General features: G+C 41.3%; 15 protein-coding genes and 2 pseudogenes. 11 read left to right on the forward strand and 6 right to left on the reverse strand.

What is annotated here, in order from left to right:
* Positions 1-109, forward strand: a pseudogene (locus AACX33_RS25570) (IS5-like element ISMra2 family transposase); the annotation flags it as partial.
* A gap of 244 nt (positions 110-353) precedes the next feature.
* Here AACX33_RS25570 and AACX33_RS25575 read toward each other — a convergent pair.
* The 3 genes from AACX33_RS25575 to AACX33_RS25585 form a co-directional block, all read right to left on the reverse strand.
* On the reverse strand, positions 354-1,955 hold the full coding sequence (locus AACX33_RS25575; protein ID WP_194001959.1) for a tetratricopeptide repeat protein: 1,602 nt from the start codon (positions 1,953-1,955) through the stop codon (positions 354-356).
* Positions 1,912-3,258, reverse strand: a complete 1,347-nt coding sequence (locus AACX33_RS25580; protein WP_194001960.1) for a P-loop NTPase fold protein — start codon at positions 3,256-3,258, stop codon at positions 1,912-1,914. Before AACX33_RS25580 ends, AACX33_RS25575 begins: the two co-directional genes overlap by 44 nt.
* Before the next feature lie 450 nt (positions 3,259-3,708).
* Entirely contained in the window at positions 3,709-4,668 is a 960-nt protein-coding gene (locus AACX33_RS25585) for a ribonuclease Z (RefSeq protein ID WP_194001962.1), read from the reverse strand.
* A 127-nt stretch (positions 4,669-4,795) separates the two neighbouring features.
* Here AACX33_RS25585 and AACX33_RS25590 point away from each other — a divergent pair, with 127 nt between their 5' ends.
* The gene (locus AACX33_RS25590; protein ID WP_194001964.1) at positions 4,796-6,604 is read left to right on the forward strand and encodes an RluA family pseudouridine synthase; all 1,809 of its coding nucleotides are present in this window, start codon (positions 4,796-4,798) and stop codon (positions 6,602-6,604) included.
* Here the strand turns inward: AACX33_RS25590 and AACX33_RS25595 are convergent.
* Entirely contained in the window at positions 6,601-7,080 is a 480-nt protein-coding gene (locus tag AACX33_RS25595; protein WP_194001966.1) for a thiol-disulfide oxidoreductase DCC family protein, read from the reverse strand. The genes AACX33_RS25590 and AACX33_RS25595 overlap by 4 nt on opposite strands.
* A 217-nt stretch (positions 7,081-7,297) precedes the next feature.
* Here AACX33_RS25595 and AACX33_RS25600 point away from each other — a divergent pair.
* From AACX33_RS25600 to speB, 3 genes and pseudogenes are all read left to right on the forward strand, one after another.
* A pseudogene (locus tag AACX33_RS25600) lies at positions 7,298-7,984 on the forward strand (FAD-dependent oxidoreductase); the annotation flags it as partial.
* A gap of 120 nt (positions 7,985-8,104) precedes the next feature.
* Positions 8,105-9,319: an RNA-guided endonuclease TnpB family protein gene (locus AACX33_RS25605; protein ID WP_194001968.1), complete on the forward strand. Its 1,215-nt coding sequence runs from the start codon at positions 8,105-8,107 to the stop codon at positions 9,317-9,319.
* 119 nt (positions 9,320-9,438) lie between these two features.
* Complete coding sequence (speB, locus tag AACX33_RS25610; RefSeq protein WP_194001970.1) at positions 9,439-10,491, forward strand: agmatinase SpeB; 1,053 nt, start codon at positions 9,439-9,441, stop codon at positions 10,489-10,491.
* Here speB and AACX33_RS25615 read toward each other — a convergent pair.
* Entirely contained in the window at positions 10,468-11,292 is an 825-nt protein-coding gene (locus tag AACX33_RS25615; RefSeq protein ID WP_194001971.1) for a M90 family metallopeptidase, read from the reverse strand. The genes speB and AACX33_RS25615 overlap by 24 nt on opposite strands.
* 833 nt (positions 11,293-12,125) lie before the next feature.
* Here AACX33_RS25615 and AACX33_RS25620 point away from each other — a divergent pair.
* From AACX33_RS25620 to AACX33_RS25630, 3 genes are all read left to right on the forward strand, one after another.
* On the forward strand, positions 12,126-13,091 hold the full coding sequence (locus AACX33_RS25620) for a hypothetical protein (protein ID WP_194001973.1): 966 nt from the start codon (positions 12,126-12,128) through the stop codon (positions 13,089-13,091).
* Positions 13,092-13,217: 126 nt separating this feature from the next.
* Positions 13,218-14,531, forward strand: coding sequence for a nucleoside recognition domain-containing protein (locus AACX33_RS25625; protein ID WP_194001975.1), 1,314 nt, complete (start codon positions 13,218-13,220; stop codon positions 14,529-14,531).
* Between the two features lie 21 nt (positions 14,532-14,552).
* On the forward strand, positions 14,553-14,870 hold the full coding sequence (locus tag AACX33_RS25630; RefSeq protein ID WP_194001977.1) for a hypothetical protein: 318 nt from the start codon (positions 14,553-14,555) through the stop codon (positions 14,868-14,870).
* 212 nt (positions 14,871-15,082) lie between these two features.
* Here the strand turns inward: AACX33_RS25630 and AACX33_RS25635 are convergent, their stop codons facing one another.
* Positions 15,083-15,676: a hypothetical protein gene (locus AACX33_RS25635; protein WP_194001979.1), complete on the reverse strand. Its 594-nt coding sequence runs from the start codon at positions 15,674-15,676 to the stop codon at positions 15,083-15,085.
* Between the two features lie 127 nt (positions 15,677-15,803).
* On the opposite strand from AACX33_RS25635, the gene AACX33_RS25640 reads away from it, so the two are divergent.
* From AACX33_RS25640 to AACX33_RS25650, 3 genes are all read left to right on the forward strand, one after another.
* Positions 15,804-16,103, forward strand: coding sequence for a threonine dehydratase (locus AACX33_RS25640; RefSeq protein WP_194001981.1), 300 nt, complete (start codon positions 15,804-15,806; stop codon positions 16,101-16,103).
* A 69-nt stretch (positions 16,104-16,172) separates the two neighbouring features.
* Positions 16,173-17,684 carry a threonine ammonia-lyase, biosynthetic gene (gene ilvA / locus AACX33_RS25645; protein WP_194001983.1) on the forward strand — a complete coding sequence of 504 codons (1,512 nt, stop codon included), beginning with the start codon at positions 16,173-16,175 and terminating at the stop codon, positions 17,682-17,684.
* Positions 17,685-17,880: 196 nt separating this feature from the next.
* Positions 17,881-19,580 (forward strand): putative bifunctional diguanylate cyclase/phosphodiesterase (locus AACX33_RS25650; RefSeq protein ID WP_227789358.1); only part of this gene is annotated, 1,700 nt, incomplete at its 3' end.

Raw genomic sequence — 19,580 nt, forward strand, 5'->3', positions numbered from 1 at the left:
CGCTATCAACAGACTCAAACAATTTCGCCGCATTGCCACCCGATATGAAAAACTTGCAGCCAATTATACAGCTATGATTACGATCGCCTGTATTTTGTTGTGGTTGTAGTTTGAAAACACGCCCTAGCCCCTCTCCGCAAGCGAGGAGGGGAACTAGATTTCTTGCATAATACTTATGCAATCCCCATTCTGAAAGCTTTGTATTCGGAATAGCAATGGCACGGGGAAATAACTTCATTAAGATGCGCGATCGCACCTTCACAAAACCCAAACCCAATCGCACCTCTCTACAACCCCAAACCCAATCACACCTCCACAAAACCCAAAACGCGATTGATCGCCCATATCCCCACCTATTCCGGTAAACTCTCTAAAATCTCCCGCGTCACCGTAGCCATATATTCATCCTGATACTCAACATATATCTCCAACGCTGTCTGCAAATTAGCCCAAGCTTCCGCGTAATTCTCCTCTGCTTGTGCCAATAATCCTAATGTTGCGTAAGTCTTAGCACACTCATAGCGAGCGCCAAATTCGATAGTGATTTCCAGGGCTTGTTGATAATAATCCCGTGCCTGGTCGTATTCCCGCAACTCTTGGGCAACCATTCCCAACTGGTGGTAAATCCTAGCACAGTTATAGCGAGCGCCAAATTCGAGATATATTTCCAGGGCTTGTTGATAATAATTCCGTGCCTGGTCATATTCCCGCAACTCTTGGGCAACCCTTCCCAACTGGTGGTAAGTGCTTGCACACTCATAGCGAGCGCCAAATTCGATAGTGATTTCCAGGGCTTGTTGATAATAATCCCGTGCCTGGTCGTATTCCCGCAACTCTTGGGCAACATATCCCAAATTGTGGTAAATGCCAGCACAGGAGTAGCGAGCTTCCGAAGGAAGAGCTTCGCTAGCGCCAAATTCGAGATATATTTCCAGGGCTTGTTGATAATAATCCCGTGCTTGGGGGAACTGTCGCATATGCAGAGAAACATTACCTAAATAAAACAAAGAATCGGCGACAGCACGACGATTTCCCAGCTTTTTGGCAATATCTAGAGCTTTTTGATGATAGCTGTTTGCACTTTCAAACTGTCGTTGCTGCTCATAGCTTTTACCTAACTGATTGATAACTTCGATTTGTAAGGAATAATCAGGAAATTTCTTGGTACTTTCCCAAGCTTTGTCTAGATATTCTCTGGCTTGGATTGGTTTGCGCTGGCTTAAATATGCTTTGCCTAATTCATTTAAAATATTACAGCAATTGCGAAGATGTTCTAGGCTGGGTATTTCTCCAGTTGGGTTATATTCCATCAACAAGCTATGTAATAAATCGATACGTTCTTGTTGTTCTGGTGTTGGTAAGCGTGCTATATTCGTGTCTGCATTCAGAGTATTGGCAATTGCTCTATTTCTAGTCAATTCTGTAGTTTTAAAGCGAAATAAACCAGACTTCCAAGCCCAAAAATCAGGTGCAAATTTTGCCAACCGCGAAATCGCATAATCTGGCAAAATAAATAAAAGCGGATGGGGTACGCTTTGACGATAGGAATCACGGACGAAGTTTAAATCCTGTAAAACTGGTGGATAATCGCCAAAGACACCAATAGATTTTTCTAACTTCCGAATTAATAAAACAAGTTTTTTATTTGCTTTTTTAGGAATTTTTGTTAACTGCTGCACCAATTCATCCCGCAGAAAGCGCAAATTCGCATCAGGAAAATCTAAAACCACAAATTGGATTTCTTGACATTGATGATTCTGCCGTAACCCAGCAATTAATAAGTCTATATCGGGCGTAAAGTTAATTTCAATAAAACCTAATGTAAATTTTTCTGCAAAATCGACAAATGTCACCAATTCAGCAAATTCATCTTGATTATAAGCAATAAACTTACCTATTTCGGCTAGAAGTTCACTGTTTTTGTGCTGATTGGAGAGCTTGTTGGAAGAACTCATTTCGCTTCACCACCGGATTTGGATAATTCCATCGTTTATCGCCGTTATATTCCAACACGGAAGTATTAAATAACATTAATTGTCCAATTTCATCTTTACTGACATTTTTAGTTAAACAAACCTGCGCCAAATGAGCGTAATGTTCTTCAGGAATAAACCGCTCAAAACTAAATTGTTGCTGTTTAACTGCATAATCTATATCTTCGGAGATAATTTTTTCATGTTTTCTGGTACTCGCTGTTTGACACGCAGAGCGCATCATTTGCATTAACTGACGCACGTGTCCACCACTGGCTTTTGCTAATTCTAATAGTTGATGACGGCTCTCGAAAATTGCATCAATATCAACGCGCTTTTCAATTACACTTGCCATTACATCTAAGCCCATCTGATTATATTTTAAATCACATTGATGCCGCTCAAATTCATAGATATTAATCATCGGCACAATATGAGGATTACCATCAAATTGATTAAGAGGATTTTTCGGCGAGCAAAGAATTGAAATTGGGACTGTATAAATGATTGTACAATTTAATTCCTGCATCTGAGCCGCATAATCAAAGAATAAATGTTCTGCTACTACAGGCGGAACCCGATCCAAATTATCGAAGATAATTAGTAAACCTTTACAGTCAGGAAATTTTTGCCGCAATTTTGTGTAAGCGTCGCTTAATAACAGATTAGTATCAGATTTGAGGCGAGATAAATCTTTTTCTAGAGTTTGCCGAATAGTTGTTTTTTGCTTGTCCGAGCCTTTAATTTGTGCCAACAATTTGACCATTAATTTGGCGAGAAATGGCGCTGTAGGGCTGAGAGTTGCTTCTGCTTCAAGGTTGACTGATTTCTCAACACTTTGCTCGTTTTCTTGAGTAATTTCTTTAAACCATGATTCAAAACTTTTTAATAGTTTTTCATTAAAAGTTAAACCTAATTTTCGTAATTCAAATTCGACTTGTTTAATGACAATTAAATATAAATCTGTATACCGAGCATCATTAATATCTGTCTCTTCATTCGCTTCTAAATAAATAACCCGATAATTGTTTTCCCAAAGACTTTGAATCTTTTTTAACTCCGTACTTTTACCACAACCGCGATGTCCGGTAAATAAAATTGTTGTAAAATCACTTGCGTCTTGAAAGTCCAAAATTGTACTAACATTATCAATAGCCGAAGTTTTCCGCACCCCCGACAGATCGACATAATACCGTTCCATTTCTGCTGGTTCAAGCGGCTCAACATTACAAGCCAAAAAAGCCGATTTAAGAGTATTTGCGCGCTGAAAACTTGACTGAGACATTATTTTGGGAAGATAGAAATCACGAACTTCTAAATTTTAAGCGATCGCCTATCAAATTTAGCAAGTACAGCTACTTATACCAATTATTTGTGAGGCTGCATATTATTTCGACCCCACCCCTAACCCCTCCCCGCAAGCGAGGAGGGGAACTGGATTTCTGGTTAAATTCTATTTATGCATCTTGATATTAAATTGGTATTATACATTATAAATAATAAACCACATCATCTTCCTCATCCGGTCGGGCAATTACTTACGCATAAACTACCATTTCAGAAAATTGTCGCCAAATTCACCAAAAAAACCTTCGTTTACCATTGAAAGCGGTTAAATTCCTCTATGCATTGATATGTATTTTTGTCAAGACCAGTTTCTCAAGTGCAGCTTCCCTACAAAACTGATCTTTTATTGCGTCGTGCGATCGCCTACTTTATAAAAGTAAAGATGGTATTACTTGCTGATTGGAGTTAATTCTGCTTCTCGTCGCCTGGGTACACCATAAGCCATGAAATCATAAGCCATATCTGTTTTCGGAAAAATTGCTCTGGCTTCATGAAGTAAATCTTTTAGTTCTATAATGTTTCCCGGCGCATAGCGGGGACTGAAATGAGTCATAATTAACCGATGCGCCCCTGCTACTAAGGCTGTTTGCGCGGCCATTGTGGTTGTGGAATGCAATCGCTGAAAAGCTAAATCGGCATCTTGATGGGCAAAGGTCGCTTCATGAATCAAGACATCGGCATCTTGTGCTAATTCCACTGCACCCTCGGAATAAATTGTATCTGTACAATAGGCTATTTTGCGTCCAATTTCTGTGGGTCCACACAATTCAGTGCCGTTAATGACGCGTCCATCGGGAAGTGTGACTGTTTCACCACGCTTGAGTTGACCGTAAATTCTACCGGGGGGAATTTCCAAGGCTTTGGCTTTTTCTATATCAAAGCGTCCTGGTCGGTCTTTTTCTGCTATACGGTAACCAAATGCTGTAATACGGTGATGTAAAGGACTACAGCTAACTGTAAATTCATCATCTTCATAAATGATTCCGGGTTGGACAACATGAACTTTCACCGGATAGGAAAAATGTGTGTGTGAGTAACGTGTGGCGGCTTGGATATATTCGTTTAATCCCGGTGGTCCATAAAGATCAACTCTTTGCACGTTACCTGCTAAACCACAACTAGCAAGTAGTCCCATTAAACCAAAAATATGGTCGCCGTGCAGATGGGTGATGAATATTCGGGATAGTTGACTCATTTTTAGGTCACTCCGCAATAGTTGATGCTGAGTACCTTCGCCACAGTCGAATAACCACAGTTCTGCTCTTTGGGGTAATCTCAGCGCTATGCTGGAAACATTGCGCGATCGCGTGGGTACTCCAGAACTCGTCCCTAAAAATGTTATCTGCACAGCGTTTTTTGACCTTCCTCTTGCTGAATTTTATGCTTATTGTCTCTATATTGGCATGGTTGTTTAGATTTAACGAACCGCCAAGTCGCCAAGTACGCCAAGAGAGGAGGAGGAAAATTTTAGTTCTATGGTCAGTGATTCAATGGTTAGTTATTGGTATGAAGGGCTTTGTCCTGCAAGTGGTGATTTATTGAAGTTACCCCGCACTGTTTTTGTTGAGGCGATCGCTCGTGATTTAATGCAAGAATTAGCCACTGATGCGGTTTATAATCGGGAGGGTAAGATGTATGGTGTTTTGCTGGTTGAACTTCCTACAGGTGAAAGGCAAGTTTTAAAAGCATTTTCTGGTCTTCTCAATGCTTACAGTGTAATTGCCGGTTGGGTTCCACCAATTCCGGGACGAGAGGAAGTAGCCGTAGAGGAAGCCCATACTTTAGCTGAACTAGAAGCTATCAAGCAGGAACTGATTACTCTCAAGGAACTCAGAGAACGACAACAGGATGAAATTCTCTCTTACGAGTTTGAGCAGCAGTTGCAACAGATGAATAATTTCCATCGCAACTCGAAGCAAGAACGTGACACCAAACGTCGGCAATATTACCAAGAACTCACCGGGGAAGCACTCACTACTGCATTGGCACAACTGGAAGAAAAAAGCCGTCAACAAGGAATTGAACGCCGGCAACTCAAAGCCAAACAAAATGCTGTGTTGCAACCTTTACAGCAATTGATTGCAGCCGCAGACAAGCAGATACAAGAACTAAAACAACGACGCAAAGCATTGTCCCGCCAATTGCAAGCGCAAATGCACGCGGCTTATTCCCTAATGAATTTTTTAGGGCAATCGGCATCTTTGCAACAATTGATGCCAGCAGGGTCTATACCTACGGGTACGGGAGATTGTTGTGCGCCGAAGCTACTACACTATGCGGCAAATAATGGATTTAAGCCTTTGGCAATGGCGGAGTTTTGGTGGGGAGAATCTTTAGAAAGTCAGGACAAAGTACAGGGAGAATTTTACGGCGCTTGTGTTGAGCGTTGTCAGCCGTTAATGGGGTTTTTGCTTTCGGGGTTCAAATCTCCTTTCCCAGCCCCAGGAAGGACAACTAAAAGCAGTTTAAGCAGCAATTTCAATGATAGAGGAGGGCTGAATTTACCTGACTTTTCACGGGATCTGGAAAACCCCTCTCCAAACCTCTCCCCTGCAAGGAGAGAGGCTTTAAATTTTCCCCCTTCCCTACCAGGGAAGGGGGTTAGGGGGTTAGGTTTCGCGTTAGCTTTTCCACATAACGTGACAAGTCAGATAAATTTACCGATTATTTATGAAGATGAATGGCTGATTGCTGTGAACAAACCCCCAGGGCTACTTTCGGTTCCTGGTCGTTATCGGGATACTCAAGATAGTGTTCTCAGTCGCTGGCGTTATTGGTTTCCAGATGATACGGAAATTATGACGGTGCATCGCCTGGATCAGGAAACTTCTGGTATTTTACTACTAACGCGCGATCGCCAAGTCCATCGGCAACTGAGCCAGCAATTTCAGCAACGGCAAATTCACAAAATTTATGAAGCTATCCTTTCCGGTGCTGTGACGGTTGATCAAGGTGTGATTGAATTACCACTGTGGGGAAATCCTGAAAATCGCCCCTATCAACAAGTGAATTGGCAACATGGTAAACCCAGTTTGACTAAATTTCGGGTGATAGATAGAGAAGGAAACTATCCGCGTGTCGAATTTATACCCCTCACAGGACGCACTCACCAATTGAGAGTTCATGCTGCTGATCAGCGAGGATTGGGGATTACTATTTTAGGCGATCGCCTTTATGGATGCAATGCTGTTACGAGTCGGTTACATCTACACGCCAGAGAACTGCGCTTTGAACATCCCCAGTTAGGCAAAACCCTGCATCTACAAGCCAAAACGCCATTTTAATCAGTTTGACAACGCCCCTCGGTGTTACACTCAACCTTCTGCTGACGTTGAGCAATAATAGTTGCTAAATTCGGTCTTCCGGTGAGGGAAAGTCGCCAGTCTGCCCAAATGCCATAGATAAAATCAGCGATCGCACCTAAAATTGGTAACTTAGTTATGGCATAAATCCAACCCATTCCCAGGATTTCATAAATGCGACGAAAAACCTCAACATTTTGAATCAGCGTCCCATCTGGTAACACTGCATGAATGCGCCCCATAGCCGTTTCAAAGTCAACCCCACCATGTTCTTCAGGGGTGTAATCATCATCTGCAATGTCCACAAACGCCACCAAACCTCTGCCAGCATCCCGTTTTTGCAAAAAATTGACTTCTCGCACACACAAAGGGCATTCACCGTCATACAGCAGCTTGATTTTCCATGTAGGTGCAGCAACTTTATCGGAGTAGTTAACTTGTTGATTGGCTAAAGGCATAATTAAAACAATTGATTTTTTAAATCCCACATTCCGCACCCGTTCTAAACTAAGAGTTGGGGATAATAAATATTATGGCAACTTTTAATCATCTTTGCTGATGATAGCTTTTAGATCCTATATTCACTAAACTCCAAGATTAAAAACGTATATAAATATGCCTAACATTCAAACAAATCCGCGTACAAATACAGAAGCTTCAACCTGGGATGGAACTATGGAAATCTATGATTTGGTGATAGTTGGTGCTGGGCCTATCGGGTTAGCAACTGCTATTGGCTTACGCAAAAAAGGGATCGAAAATATTCTGGTTGTTGATCAAACTCGCGCTTTTCGTCAAGTTGGTCAGGTCTTGGATATTCTCCCCAATGGCTTAAAATCTCTCAAATATTTAGATGAGCAAGCTTACGAAGCAGTCAAGAAAATTGGGCTGGGGTTTCTTAATTCTCCGCAGTCCCAGGGCGAAAAAACTCAGGAAAAAAAACCTGCCAAAACTTCACCTGAATGGGTTTATAAGAATTTACAGGGGGAAACTATTCGGTCAATTCCTCTGGGTTTTGATCACTGGTTTAAAACTTATGGCGAGGGTCGAGTTTCAATTGCTTGGTATAATTTGCAAACCACCCTCAGAAATCTCATTCCAGAAGATAGAGTTAAAGCAAATCATCGTTGTATCAATGTTATAGATGAACCAGAAAATGCCTGTGTCCGGATAGATTGCGTTTCTGATCTAGGAACAGAAGCAAACCCCTATGCCTATTGGGCTGATGGACAAGAAGTTAATCACAACCAGCCGGAAAATTTAGATCCTATTTCTCAACAATCAGTTACCAAATCGTTCCGAGCCAAACTAATTGTGGCAGCAGATGGCATCAATTCTACAATTCGTAAGATAATTTACCGAAAATAGTGGGTTTAAAGCCTCGTCCTTCCAGTAGGACGGCTTTTTATTTGGGCATTTAATTTATCTTTCATTCTAGTGATAGCTAAGAATGATGTAAAATGTACCCAGGAGGTGATAAAAGTGTTTAACCTAACCTACGAATTTAAACTCAAGCCGACTCAAAAACAATCGAATACTTTTGAGCAATGGCTTGAGATTAATCGTCGAGTCTATAACTATGCTTTGCGCGAACGTAAAGATTGGTATAAGTCTCGCAGTTGTCAGGTTAATGCTTGTTCCCTCCGTCGTGAATACATCATTCGGTCCGATACTCCCCGCCCCACCTACGCTAGTCAATGCAAATCATTAACTGAAGCCAAAAGGACTAATCCTGATCTAAAATCTGTACAATCTCAGGTCTTGCAACAAACGTTAAAACGACTTGAAACCGCATTCACAAGTATGTGGGAACAAAATCATGGATTTCCTAGATTTAAAAAATCTGGAAAGATGCGTAGTTTTGTCTTCCCGCAAATGAAGGGGGATAAATTAAGTGGTGGGAGAATTAACCTACCTGTGATTGGTTGGGTTAAATTCCGACAATCCCGTTCAATCCCAGATGGGGGAGTGATGAAACTTGCACGTGTAGTCAAGCGTGTTTCTGGGTGGTACGTAATGTTAACTATCCAGTGGGATGTTAGTCTACCCCAACCCATGCCACATGGGGAAGCAGTAGGAATTGATGTTGGATTAACAAATTTTATTGCTACTTCTAATGGTCTTTTAGTCAAGCGTCCGAGGTTTTTTGTAGATGCCGAACGCCAGCTGAAATTGCTGCAACAGCGTGTCTCCAAAAAACGATTAGGCTCGAACAATTGGAAGAAAGCACAAAAGAAAGTTGCTTCATTGCATGAGTACGTTGCTAATTGTCGTAAAGACTGGCACAGAAAGCTGTCTCACCAAATTTGTGACAGCGTTGGCATGGTGTTTGTTGAGGATTTAAATTTAGTTGGTTTGTCCCGTGGAATGCTGGGTAAACATTGCTTGGATGCTGGATTCGGCCAATTTTTTAATATCCTAGAACAAACTTGTTTTAAACGTGATGTCTATTTCCAAAAAGTAGATGCACGGAAAACAAGCCAAATCTGTCCCCACTGCGGAATTGAGACAGGAAAGAAAGAACTTTCACAACGTACTCATGTTTGCTCAAATTGCGGCTATACGACTGATAGAGATGTTGCAGCCGCTCAAGTAGTCGCAATACGTGGACTTGCAGCCGTAGGGCATACGGTCAAGATGCTTGCTGAGGGTAAATTCATTGGAATCCCCGTGAAGCAAGAATCCTCGTGCCTTTAGGTCGAGGAGTGTCAAAGTCCTGATTGATTTCCCACTCTTCACCCCTGCATCTGGTGGATGAGTTAGGATATTTGTGTATGAAATAACAGCTTACCCAAGCGGCGTGTAAATCCAAAACAATGAGTATTCAACAACCAGACTACAATCCCAGTGGCGTAGGTGAAATCAATGGCAACATCTTCGGTTTACCATGCGATTATGAGTCTGCCAACTTGATTGTCATTGCTGTACCCTGGGAAGTGACTGTATCCTATGGTGCTGGTACAGCCAAAGCACCACAGCAGATTCTCGATGCTTCGATTCAACTCGATTTATTCGATTTCGATTATCCTGATGGCTGGAAACAAGGAATTTTCATGATGGAAATTCCCCAGGATATTTTAGAAAAAAATGAATATTATCGCACCTTGGCAGCAAAAATTATTGAACGGCTAGCAGAAGGTAAACCACTGACAGATGCACCCGATTTAACCCCTGTGCTGACAGAAATTAATCAAGCTGGTGAACAGGTGAATCAATGGTTATTTGTCCAATGTCAAGCAGCAATGAATCAGGGGAAGCGTGTTGCAGTCATTGGTGGTGATCATAGCGTACCTTTAGGTTACTTCCAAGCATTAGCCGCTAAGTATCCCAACTATGGCATTTTGCATATTGATGCCCACGCAGATTTACGCGATGCTTATGAAGGGTTTGAGTTTTCCCATGCTTCGATTATGTTTAATGGGCTAAAAATTCCGCAGATATCCAAATTAGTCCAGGTAGGTTTGCGTGATATTTCTCATGATGAAGTGAACATGATTGATCAATCAAATGGTCGAATTATCGCTTATTATGACCCAATTATCAAACAAAAGCTTTACGCTGGTAGTAATTGGATTGATATCTGCCGAGAAATTATCAGTCATTTACCAGAATACGTTTATATTAGCTTTGATGTGGATGGACTTGATCCCAAACTTTGTCCCAGTACGGGTACTCCTGTTCCTGGTGGGTTAGAATTAGAGCAAACTTTTTGTTTATTCCGGGAATTAGTAAAGAGCGATCGCAAAATCATCGGTTTTGATGTCTGCGAAGTCGGTGATGCTGAGTGGGATGGTAACGTCGGGGCGCGGATTGTTTACAAACTGGCGAATTTAATGGATTTATCCTTAAGTCCATTGCACAGGGTCTAACTGATAATAGCCTTGTAATTGCTCATAAAGTGCTGGATGGTGCTGTTGTAATTGGCGGGGTTTTTCATAGAATGTTTCCGTAGCCACAGCAAAAAATTCTGCCGGATTTGTAGTACCATAGCCATCCATAACAGTTTTGACTTTTCTGGGAATATCACGACAAAGTTGTTGATATTCTGCTGTCATCACCTCCGCCCACACAACATAGTCTGATTTTCGTGGCAAAATAGGCACACCGTTGGCGCTTCCATCCTCTTGATCTAACTGATGGGCAAATTCGTGTAGCACAACATTATGTCCATCCTTCCAGTTACCAGCATCTTGTTGTATCCGTTCCCAAGATAATATCACTTGGTCTTGAGTCCATGATTCCCCCAATCTAGCCTCGCGTCTTTCTTGAACTACATAATTTCCCGTAGCAACAGTTTGATTCACAAAATATGTACCGGGGTAAATTAAAATAGAACGTAGTTTAGGGAAATATTTTCCTCGCTCATTGAGTAAAAGTAAACAAGCCACAGCCGCAACCGTTACCTTCATTTCTTCCGTAACTTGTAAACCGCCACAGCCAATGAACTGCTTTTCTGCTAAAAATACTTGAATATGTCCCAGAAGTCTCCGACGTTCATCAGGTGAAAGCTGGAGATAAATCGGCAGATGATTTTCAATTATTGCATTCCACAATGGAGGGAAAAGACGGCGTTTAACACGATTGCGACGCTGTTTCATGAGAATCGGACTGATTAAAATACCAATCACAATCAGCCCAATGATCATAAAAATAGCAATTATTTCCACCATTGATTTTTGAGTGCCTCACTTTATCTGATTCAGTAATTAAATCTTTTATAATTAGAGGTGTTATTTTTAAGTACAGCAATTTTTTGGTAAATGAACCACATCTTTAATATTCTTTAATGAGATACTTACCAATTACAGAATTTAGCCATATCTAAATGTGGTAACATAGACAACTGTCTAAGGCTATATATTATACTACATCATTCAGTAACCTTCCAGTAAAAAATAGTTTGATCTAGTCTTTAATTTAAATTCATCACCACTTAAATATAGCATTTCCTAGTCTAATAATGTACAAAAAAATCTGCGTTTATCTGCGTCCATCTGCGTTTAATTATTACTGCTTTTACCTCACTTGAAGGAGAATTTTTATATATACCTGATTAACAATTTGCATCATCTTATATTGTTGATTCAAAACCATATTCAAACTTTATTTCCAAACCCTTTAACTTAAATATGGGGATATTTTCGGGATTTTTCGCCATTATGATTGGTGTTTTCACAGTTCTGTTATCTCGACTTTTTCAAGAAAAACTCAAGAATAAACAGCCAAATTTGAATCAAGTTAACATTCTATTGGTTGCATTGTTCTTGATGCTTCAACCTACCTTAAATCAAAGAAAGGTAACCCCATCTGATTTTGTATAACGTGAACTTGACAAATCAAATAGGATTCCTATATTGAGAATTAAAGATGTGAGTAATAGAAAGCCGCAAGCCCGGAGGAGAGACAAACAATAGAAGTTTAATCAGGAATAAAAAAATATGATACAATCTGCATAATTCCAAAAGTTTCTATGTGTAAGTTAGCAAAATAATTAATTATCAGCATGAGCGCTCAACAAAAAATTATCAACTATCTTGATTTTAGATATTTCTGGTCAGGAATATCGAGAAGATTTTCGACATATTACGGTAACAGCAAGAAAAATCCTCTTTGGCTTTTAATGATTATTGCTGGTCGATTTAATATTGTCCGTCATCTAGTTGTTTTGTTGTGCAAACAGCCTATCAAAGATAATCAATATCAAAATTCATCAATGTTTTCATACCTAGAAATTGATGAAATTCTCACTTCTTTAAAAAAAGACGGTATTTATTTAGGAATTCATTTACCAGATAGTATTTTCGGAGAAATTATTAATTTTGCCCAGAACAATAGATGTTATGGAAATGGTGATTATAACTATGGTTTCTTATATTCTGATAAAGCCAGAGCATTACAGAAATACGGCAAATCTTTTATCCGAGGTGACTATTACAATACTGCTTTGCTTTGTCCAGCCATTAAAAAAATAGCCGAAGATCCAAAAATTTTAGAACTAGCTCATAAATATTTAGAAAAAACTCCAGTGTTTACAGGTAGTCAACTCCACTGGGTTTTTGTGGAAAATGAATCAAAACATAACTTAAACAAAGCCGCAATGAATTTTCATTATGATTTACATGACTACCGCAATTTGGTATTTTTCTTTTATCTAACAGATGTAAATTTATCGAGCAGTCCTCATGTGTATATCCGCGGTAGTCACAAACACAAGAAACTGAGTTATATTTTGTCTTTATTTAGACGACAGTCTGAAGCAGAACTTCTAAATTATTATGGTGAAGAACGGTGGTTAACTATTTGTGGAAAAGCAGGTTTTGGTTTTGTGGAGGATGTATTTGCTTTTCATAAAGCTACATCTCCCATTTCCCAAGACCGTTTGCTATTGCAAATAAAATTTGGAATTCATAATTATGGTGAACACGATGATTATGTACATCAATCTTTACTTCAGGACAAAGCGATATGAGCATAATTGCCTAACCAGATAATTAACGCTGTCAACTCTTCACAATTGGCCAGGGGATCTGCTTGCAGCAGCGATGTGCGATCGCTTAGGATGCAGAAAATTATTTAATCAGAGTTAAAACTTTAGATGAAAAAATCATCGTCGCCACTCAATCCCATTTGGCTATTCCTGATTGTTTCCGCGACTGTAGTAGCAGCTTATAACGGCAATATGGCCGCTTTAACAGAAGCCTCCTTTACAGCAGCTGAAAGTGCAGTCACCCTAGCCATTGGACTGATTGGGGCGATGGCGCTGTGGTTGGGAATTATGAAAGTTGCCGAAGCCGCAGGGATGATGCGATTCATCGCCAGGTTGATTCGTCCACTCATGAGCCGACTTTTCCCCGAAATTCCCGTCAATCACCCAGCTATGTCCGCGATGGTGATGAATATGGCAGCCAATGCCCTGGGACTAGGTAATGCCGCCACCCCGATGGGTTTAAAAGCAATGGCAGAACTGAATAAACTCAACCCCAATCCGGGAACCGCAACACCTGCCATGTGTTTATTTTTAGCCATTAACACCTCATCGGTGACACTGTTACCCCTCAGTGTAATTACTGTCCGTGCCAGTGCTGGGGCTAGTAATCCCGCAGCAATTGTCTTACCTTCCATTATTGCTACTATCGTCTCCACAGCCGTGGCCATTATTGCTAGTAAACTCTTAGGCCGTCGTGCATCCTCTACCCTGACTCCTTTAGAATCTGAATTAGAAACTACCGCCGCAGACAGCAAAATCGCAGTTGATGAAACACCCGAATCTGAATTAATGCCTCCCGGTATGATTGGTAATATCGTTTTTGGTGGGCTAATTGTGGCATTCTTGGCGGCTGTCTTTTACCGTCTGTCAGTCCGTGGATTTCCTTATATTTTCAGTATGGTTTTTATCAGTAACCTTTCCAACTGGCTACTACCTATTTTAATTTGTTTATTCCTGTTATTTGGTTATTTCAGAGGTGTGAAAGTTTACGAAGTTCTCACAGAAGGAGCAAAAGAAGGCTTTGAAATTGCCATTCGGATTATTCCGTTTTTAGTCGCAATTTTTGTGGCTATTGGGATGTTTCGTGCTAGTGGCGCTCTTGATATCCTGACAGCCATCGTTTCTCCCATTACTTCACTGATCACCCTTCCCCCAGAAGCCTTACCAATGGCATTAATTCGCCCTTTGTCAGGTAGCGGCTCCTTTGGGTTAATGTCAGAAATTGTTAAAAATGACCCCGACAGCTTTCTGTCTTTTCTTGTTTCCACCATGCAAGGTTCAACGGAAACTACCTTTTATGTCATGGCAGTTTATTTTGGTAGCATTGGCATTATTCGCACAAGCTACACACTCACGGCGGCGCTGTGTGCTGATGCAGCAGGAATACTGGCATCTTTGGCAGTTTGCCGGATAATGTTTTGATTAAAGTTACCCTGAAGCTGCATGAATATCCAAAAAACACTTGCTACGATGATCAAAGTTATATCCACAATTTTTATCTCCAGTGCCATTGGCTGGGAATTGTGGAATATTTATGCAGGTATCAATAACATTAGTATTCCCACTAGCTTGAATTTTATTTTTTGGCTGGAACGTTTTGCGATTACGGCGCACTTGATTGAAGCGGTAATTGCGGCTTTTTATGCACCGACAAAACAAAAAAATCCCATCAAATATGCTATTTATACCTTTTTTGTAGGTACGGTTGCTTTGATAGAACTCTTTGCTCAAGAGGAAAACAGCATCAAAAAGCCAGTGTAAAATACTGATTCATCAGCCGTCATTTTCTCGATTGTGTCACCAATAATTCCTTAATGGTACAAGCTCCTAGTACCGCCGTGAAGTCAAAAGTCAAAAGTCAAAAAGCTTATAAAATGGGCTTTTCATGGATTTTGAATGGTCTGTTTATTTACGCCAACTTGTACTAGATTTATCTGTGGGTCGAACCAAAATCTAAAATCCAAAATCTAAAATTATTTCACCGGGTGGTAAAGATTATCTTTTTGAGAAAATTCCCATCCGGTATTCATGGGGTCGCGGCTACGTGACCAACTGGTGAATTCTTTGGCGCTTTGCCTTTCCCTTTGAGTAATCAGGCTTTGGGAAGTGACACCAAGTCTTTGAGCTAGACTGACGTTTGTCCTCGGTTGCAGATCAACTTGTGGTTGATGGGATGAGTCTACTTGTTTTTGAGGTCTGGTGTTGTTGTATCTGCTGTCAGGGTTAGCGATGTTGATCGTAGATATCCCTTGTTCCAACTTTTCCAAGTGTTTAGCGATAGCCTCTAGTTTGGTTTCTACACCTGAGCTTTGATCAGCAAGATGGGATTCGAGTTTTTCTAACCTCTCCTCTACCTGTAATCCTGATTTACTCTCAGGGGCGATCGCCACTTCAATCTTACTATCAATTTGCGATATCAATTCTTCTAAGCCTTGGAGCAAAGCTGTTGTGTACCCCTTTCTGTGCAGGCGTGATAATTGGCGGACTGCGGCAATTAAAGCGGTAGGTACGCGAATCATTTGGCTCGGTGGAGTCTTTTGATGATGTTGGGACTTGTTTGTAATCATATGATATCAGTCTTGATATCGACAAATTCATTGTAAATCAAAAGAGTGAGATATTTCTCAAAGATGGCTCAACTTAATTTAGTTGCGTCACAATAGTCATATGTAATCATAGTATGTGCTATTTATTATGTCCCGTTTAACTCAAATTCTCCGGAACTTGTTCCTTCGTCTTGAAGGCTTGTTCGGTGTTGTTTTCAAAAGTTTTTTTAGTCTGGTCAAAAATTTATTTGGTCCTGTTACCAAGCTTTTGGGATTCAGTCAATCTGATTATTTCTTAGAAACTGATGCAGAGCAAGGCATCAAGCAAGCTGCAACTCAACAAACAATTGCCAAGACTCCTGAAACTCCCGCCACTAAACGCCGTCGTCCGAATGCCAAAATGGATGACTATTTTCTCAATATGGCTCGTGATGTGAAAAAGAACTAATGGTTAGGTAGGTACACAACTAAGGGTAGAATTAACAATCTATCTCAAATTGGCCTACCTGTTAACCCCATGTATTGCGACTACCTGGTACAAATTCTGACTGCCCGTGTCTACGATGTTGCCCAGGAAACACCACTGGAGTATGCCCCTAACCTCTCTAAACGACTGCATAATCAACTCTTGCTGAAACGAGAGGATATGCAGTCAGTTTTTTCCTTTAAGCTGCGGGGTGCTTACAACAAAATGGTCAATCTTTCACCCGAATTGCTGGCGCAGGGTGTAATTGCTGCATCTGCGGGGAATCATGCCCAAGGTGTCGCCCTGGCTGCTAGTCGGCTAGGAACACGAGCGATTATTGTGATGCCGGTGACTACTCCCCAAGTGAAAATAGATGCAGTCAAAGCCAGGGGGGGAGAGGTGCTATTACATGGCAATACCTACGATGATGCTTATGCTTATGCCCGTGAAGTTGAGGCAGAGAAAGGATTAACTTTTATTCATCCCTTTGATGATCCTGATGTGATTGCTGGACAGGGGACAATTGGCATGGAAATTTTGCGGCAATACCAGCAACCTATTCATGCGATTTTTGTGGCTATTGGTGGTGGGGGATTGATTTCTGGAATTGCGGCTTATGTCAAACGGTTGCGCCCGGAAATTAAGATTATCGGTGTGGAACCTGTGGATGCTGATGCTATGTCTCAATCGCTGAAAGCGGGACATCGGGTGCGGTTGTCTCAGGTGGGCTTATTTGCTGATGGGGTGGCGGTGCGAGAAGTGGGAGAAGAAACTTTTCGTCTGTGCCAAAACTATGTGGATGAAATTATTCTGGTGGATACAGATGATACCTGCGCGGCGATCAAAGATGTGTTTGAGGATACACGATCAATTTTAGAACCAGCCGGGGCTTTAGCGATCGCAGCTGCCAAAGCCTATGCCGAACGTGAACAAATTCAGGGAAAAACCTTAATTGCTGTGGCTTGTGGTGCCAACATGAACTTTGATCGTCTGCGTTTCGTAGCAGAACGGGCAGAATTCGGCGAACGTCGTGAAGCTATCTTTGCAGTGGCTATTCCTGAAGAACAGGGTAGTCTGCGGAAGTTTTGTGAATGTATTGATCAACGCAATCTCACTGAGTTTAACTATCGCATTGCCGATCAAACAGAAGCTCATATTTTTGTAGGTGTGCAAATTCAAAACCGTGCCGATGCGGTCAAAATGCTAGAATCCTTTGAAAGCTGCGGTTTCAAAACCATTGACTTAACAGATGACGAACTGACAAAATTACACCTGCGGCACATGGTGGGTGGGCATTCTCCCCTAGCGCATAACGAGTTGCTTTATCGTTTTGAGTTTCCCGAACGTCCTGGCGCATTAATGCAGTTTGTTGGTTCCATGAGTCCCAACTGGAATATCAGTATGTTCCACTACCGCAACAACGGGGCAGATTATGGGCGAATTGTCGTAGGAATGCAAGTACCTCCCCAAGAGATGGAGGAGTGGCGAGGATTTCTGGATACCCTTGGCTATCGCTATTGGGATGAAAGCCAAAACCCTGCATACAAGCTATTTTTGGGGTAAAAGCAGGTTTAAACCGTAGTAATCACACAGACTTAATTGATCTGCGTCATTGCACTTGAGTGATATGCTTCGCTGGTCATGAAAAGTTTTAGGCATAATATGAAATAAATAATTTATTAGTCCTCATAGTAACTGATTCTACTTGCCTGGCTATTTGGTAAGCAATTTGTTAACTCTCAATCTTGTGTGAACATCTATGAAGCGCCAGCAGCAACTTGACTTATATACTGTCCTAGCTCGGATTCGATTCCTGAAGAAAAGTTATACCGCCAAAATCATGTTGGTGGCATTTGTCGGGACTCACGTACCGCTTCTGGCTTTATTGTTGAGTTTTGTGATCTCAAACTCCTATACTTGGGAGATGGCAGTGCCAGTTCTGGTGATTGCGCTGTTGGCAACGTTAGCGGGTACAGGAGTAACTCTTTATGCAATCAACCTTCTGCTGGCTCCGGTTATTTTGACATCTGCGACGTTGCAAGATTATTTAAACAGTAAAATATTACCAAAATTGCCCACACAATTTGCCGATGAAGCCGGTACGTTGATGGCGGATACCTCACAGACTCTTCACAAACTAGATGAGTTAATTCACTACATCAGCAACTATGATGACCTGACTGGATTACCTAATCGAGATTTGTTTTGCGATCGCCTGCGTTATAATTTATCCCAGCCTCAAAATATACAACGGCTGATAGTCGTCTTTTTAGTAGGCATTAATGACTTTAACACCGTCAGTCATACCTTGGATCATCAGACATCCAATTTACTACTCAGAGCCTTTGCCCAGCGTTTGACTAACTGCATAGCGCCCACAGATTTGCTAGCGCGTTTTAGTAAAGATGAATTTGCGATCGCGCGGATGGAAATTATTTCCATTGAGACTTTGATTCATCTGTGCCAATTAATCCTGACTAATCTGGAAAAACCCTTTTTTCTGGAGGGTAAGCGGATTCATATCACAGCCAGTATTGGTATGACAATCAATAACCTAGAAAATGATCATAGTGTAGATCAACTCTTGCAACAAGCTCACATAGCGCTGTACCAAAGGCAGAAGCCAGGGTGTAGTCAATACCAGTTCTATTCCCCAGAGATCAATGCTCAGTTACAGGAGCGACTAACCTTAGAAGAGCAATTATATGGCGCTTTAGACCGTTGTGAAATGGTAGTTTATTACCAACCTTTAATTGACTTACAGAGCGGACAAGTAACGGCAATGGAAGCCCTAGTTCGCTGGCAGCATCCTATCCAGGGTTTAATTCCCCCAGTCAAATTTATTCCCATTGCCGAAGCTAACGGTTTAATTGTACCAATTGGTGAATGGGTCTTGCGGACTGCTTGTACTCAAAACTATGCTTGGCAAATGGCTGGATTTCCCCCCATCCGCATATCAGTAAATCTATCAGCTCGACAGTTTGAACAACCGAATTTAGTGGAAGTCGTCAGGCAAATTCTAGATGAGACGGGAATGGATGCTGCTTACTTAGAACTAGAAGTCACCGAAAGCTATTTGATGACTAATATTCATACCTCTATTAAAGTTTTACAAGAATTAAGAAAACTGGGTATATCCCTAGCCTTAGATGACTTTGGTACAGGCTATTCCTCCCTCAACTACTTAAAGCGCTTTCCCGTGAATATGCTCAAGATTGATCGGTCATTTGTGCAAGATGTGACATCCAATCCTGATAGCGCTGCTGTTACTGATGCCATCATTGTCCTAGCAAAAAACCTGAAATTAAGTATCACTGCGGAGGGGATAGAAACCCCAGAGCAGCTTGATTATTTACAAAAACACGGCTGTGACGAAGGTCAAGGTTTTTACTTCAGTCCCCCTAAACCGGCTGAAACAATCGCCCAGATACTGAAAAATGGGGAGTGGGGAGTGGGGCG

Origin of the sequence: Nodularia sp. LEGE 04288, assembly GCF_963896525.1 — a bacterium.
In the GTDB taxonomy this organism is placed as follows: Bacteria; Cyanobacteriota; Cyanobacteriia; order Cyanobacteriales; family Nostocaceae; genus Nodularia.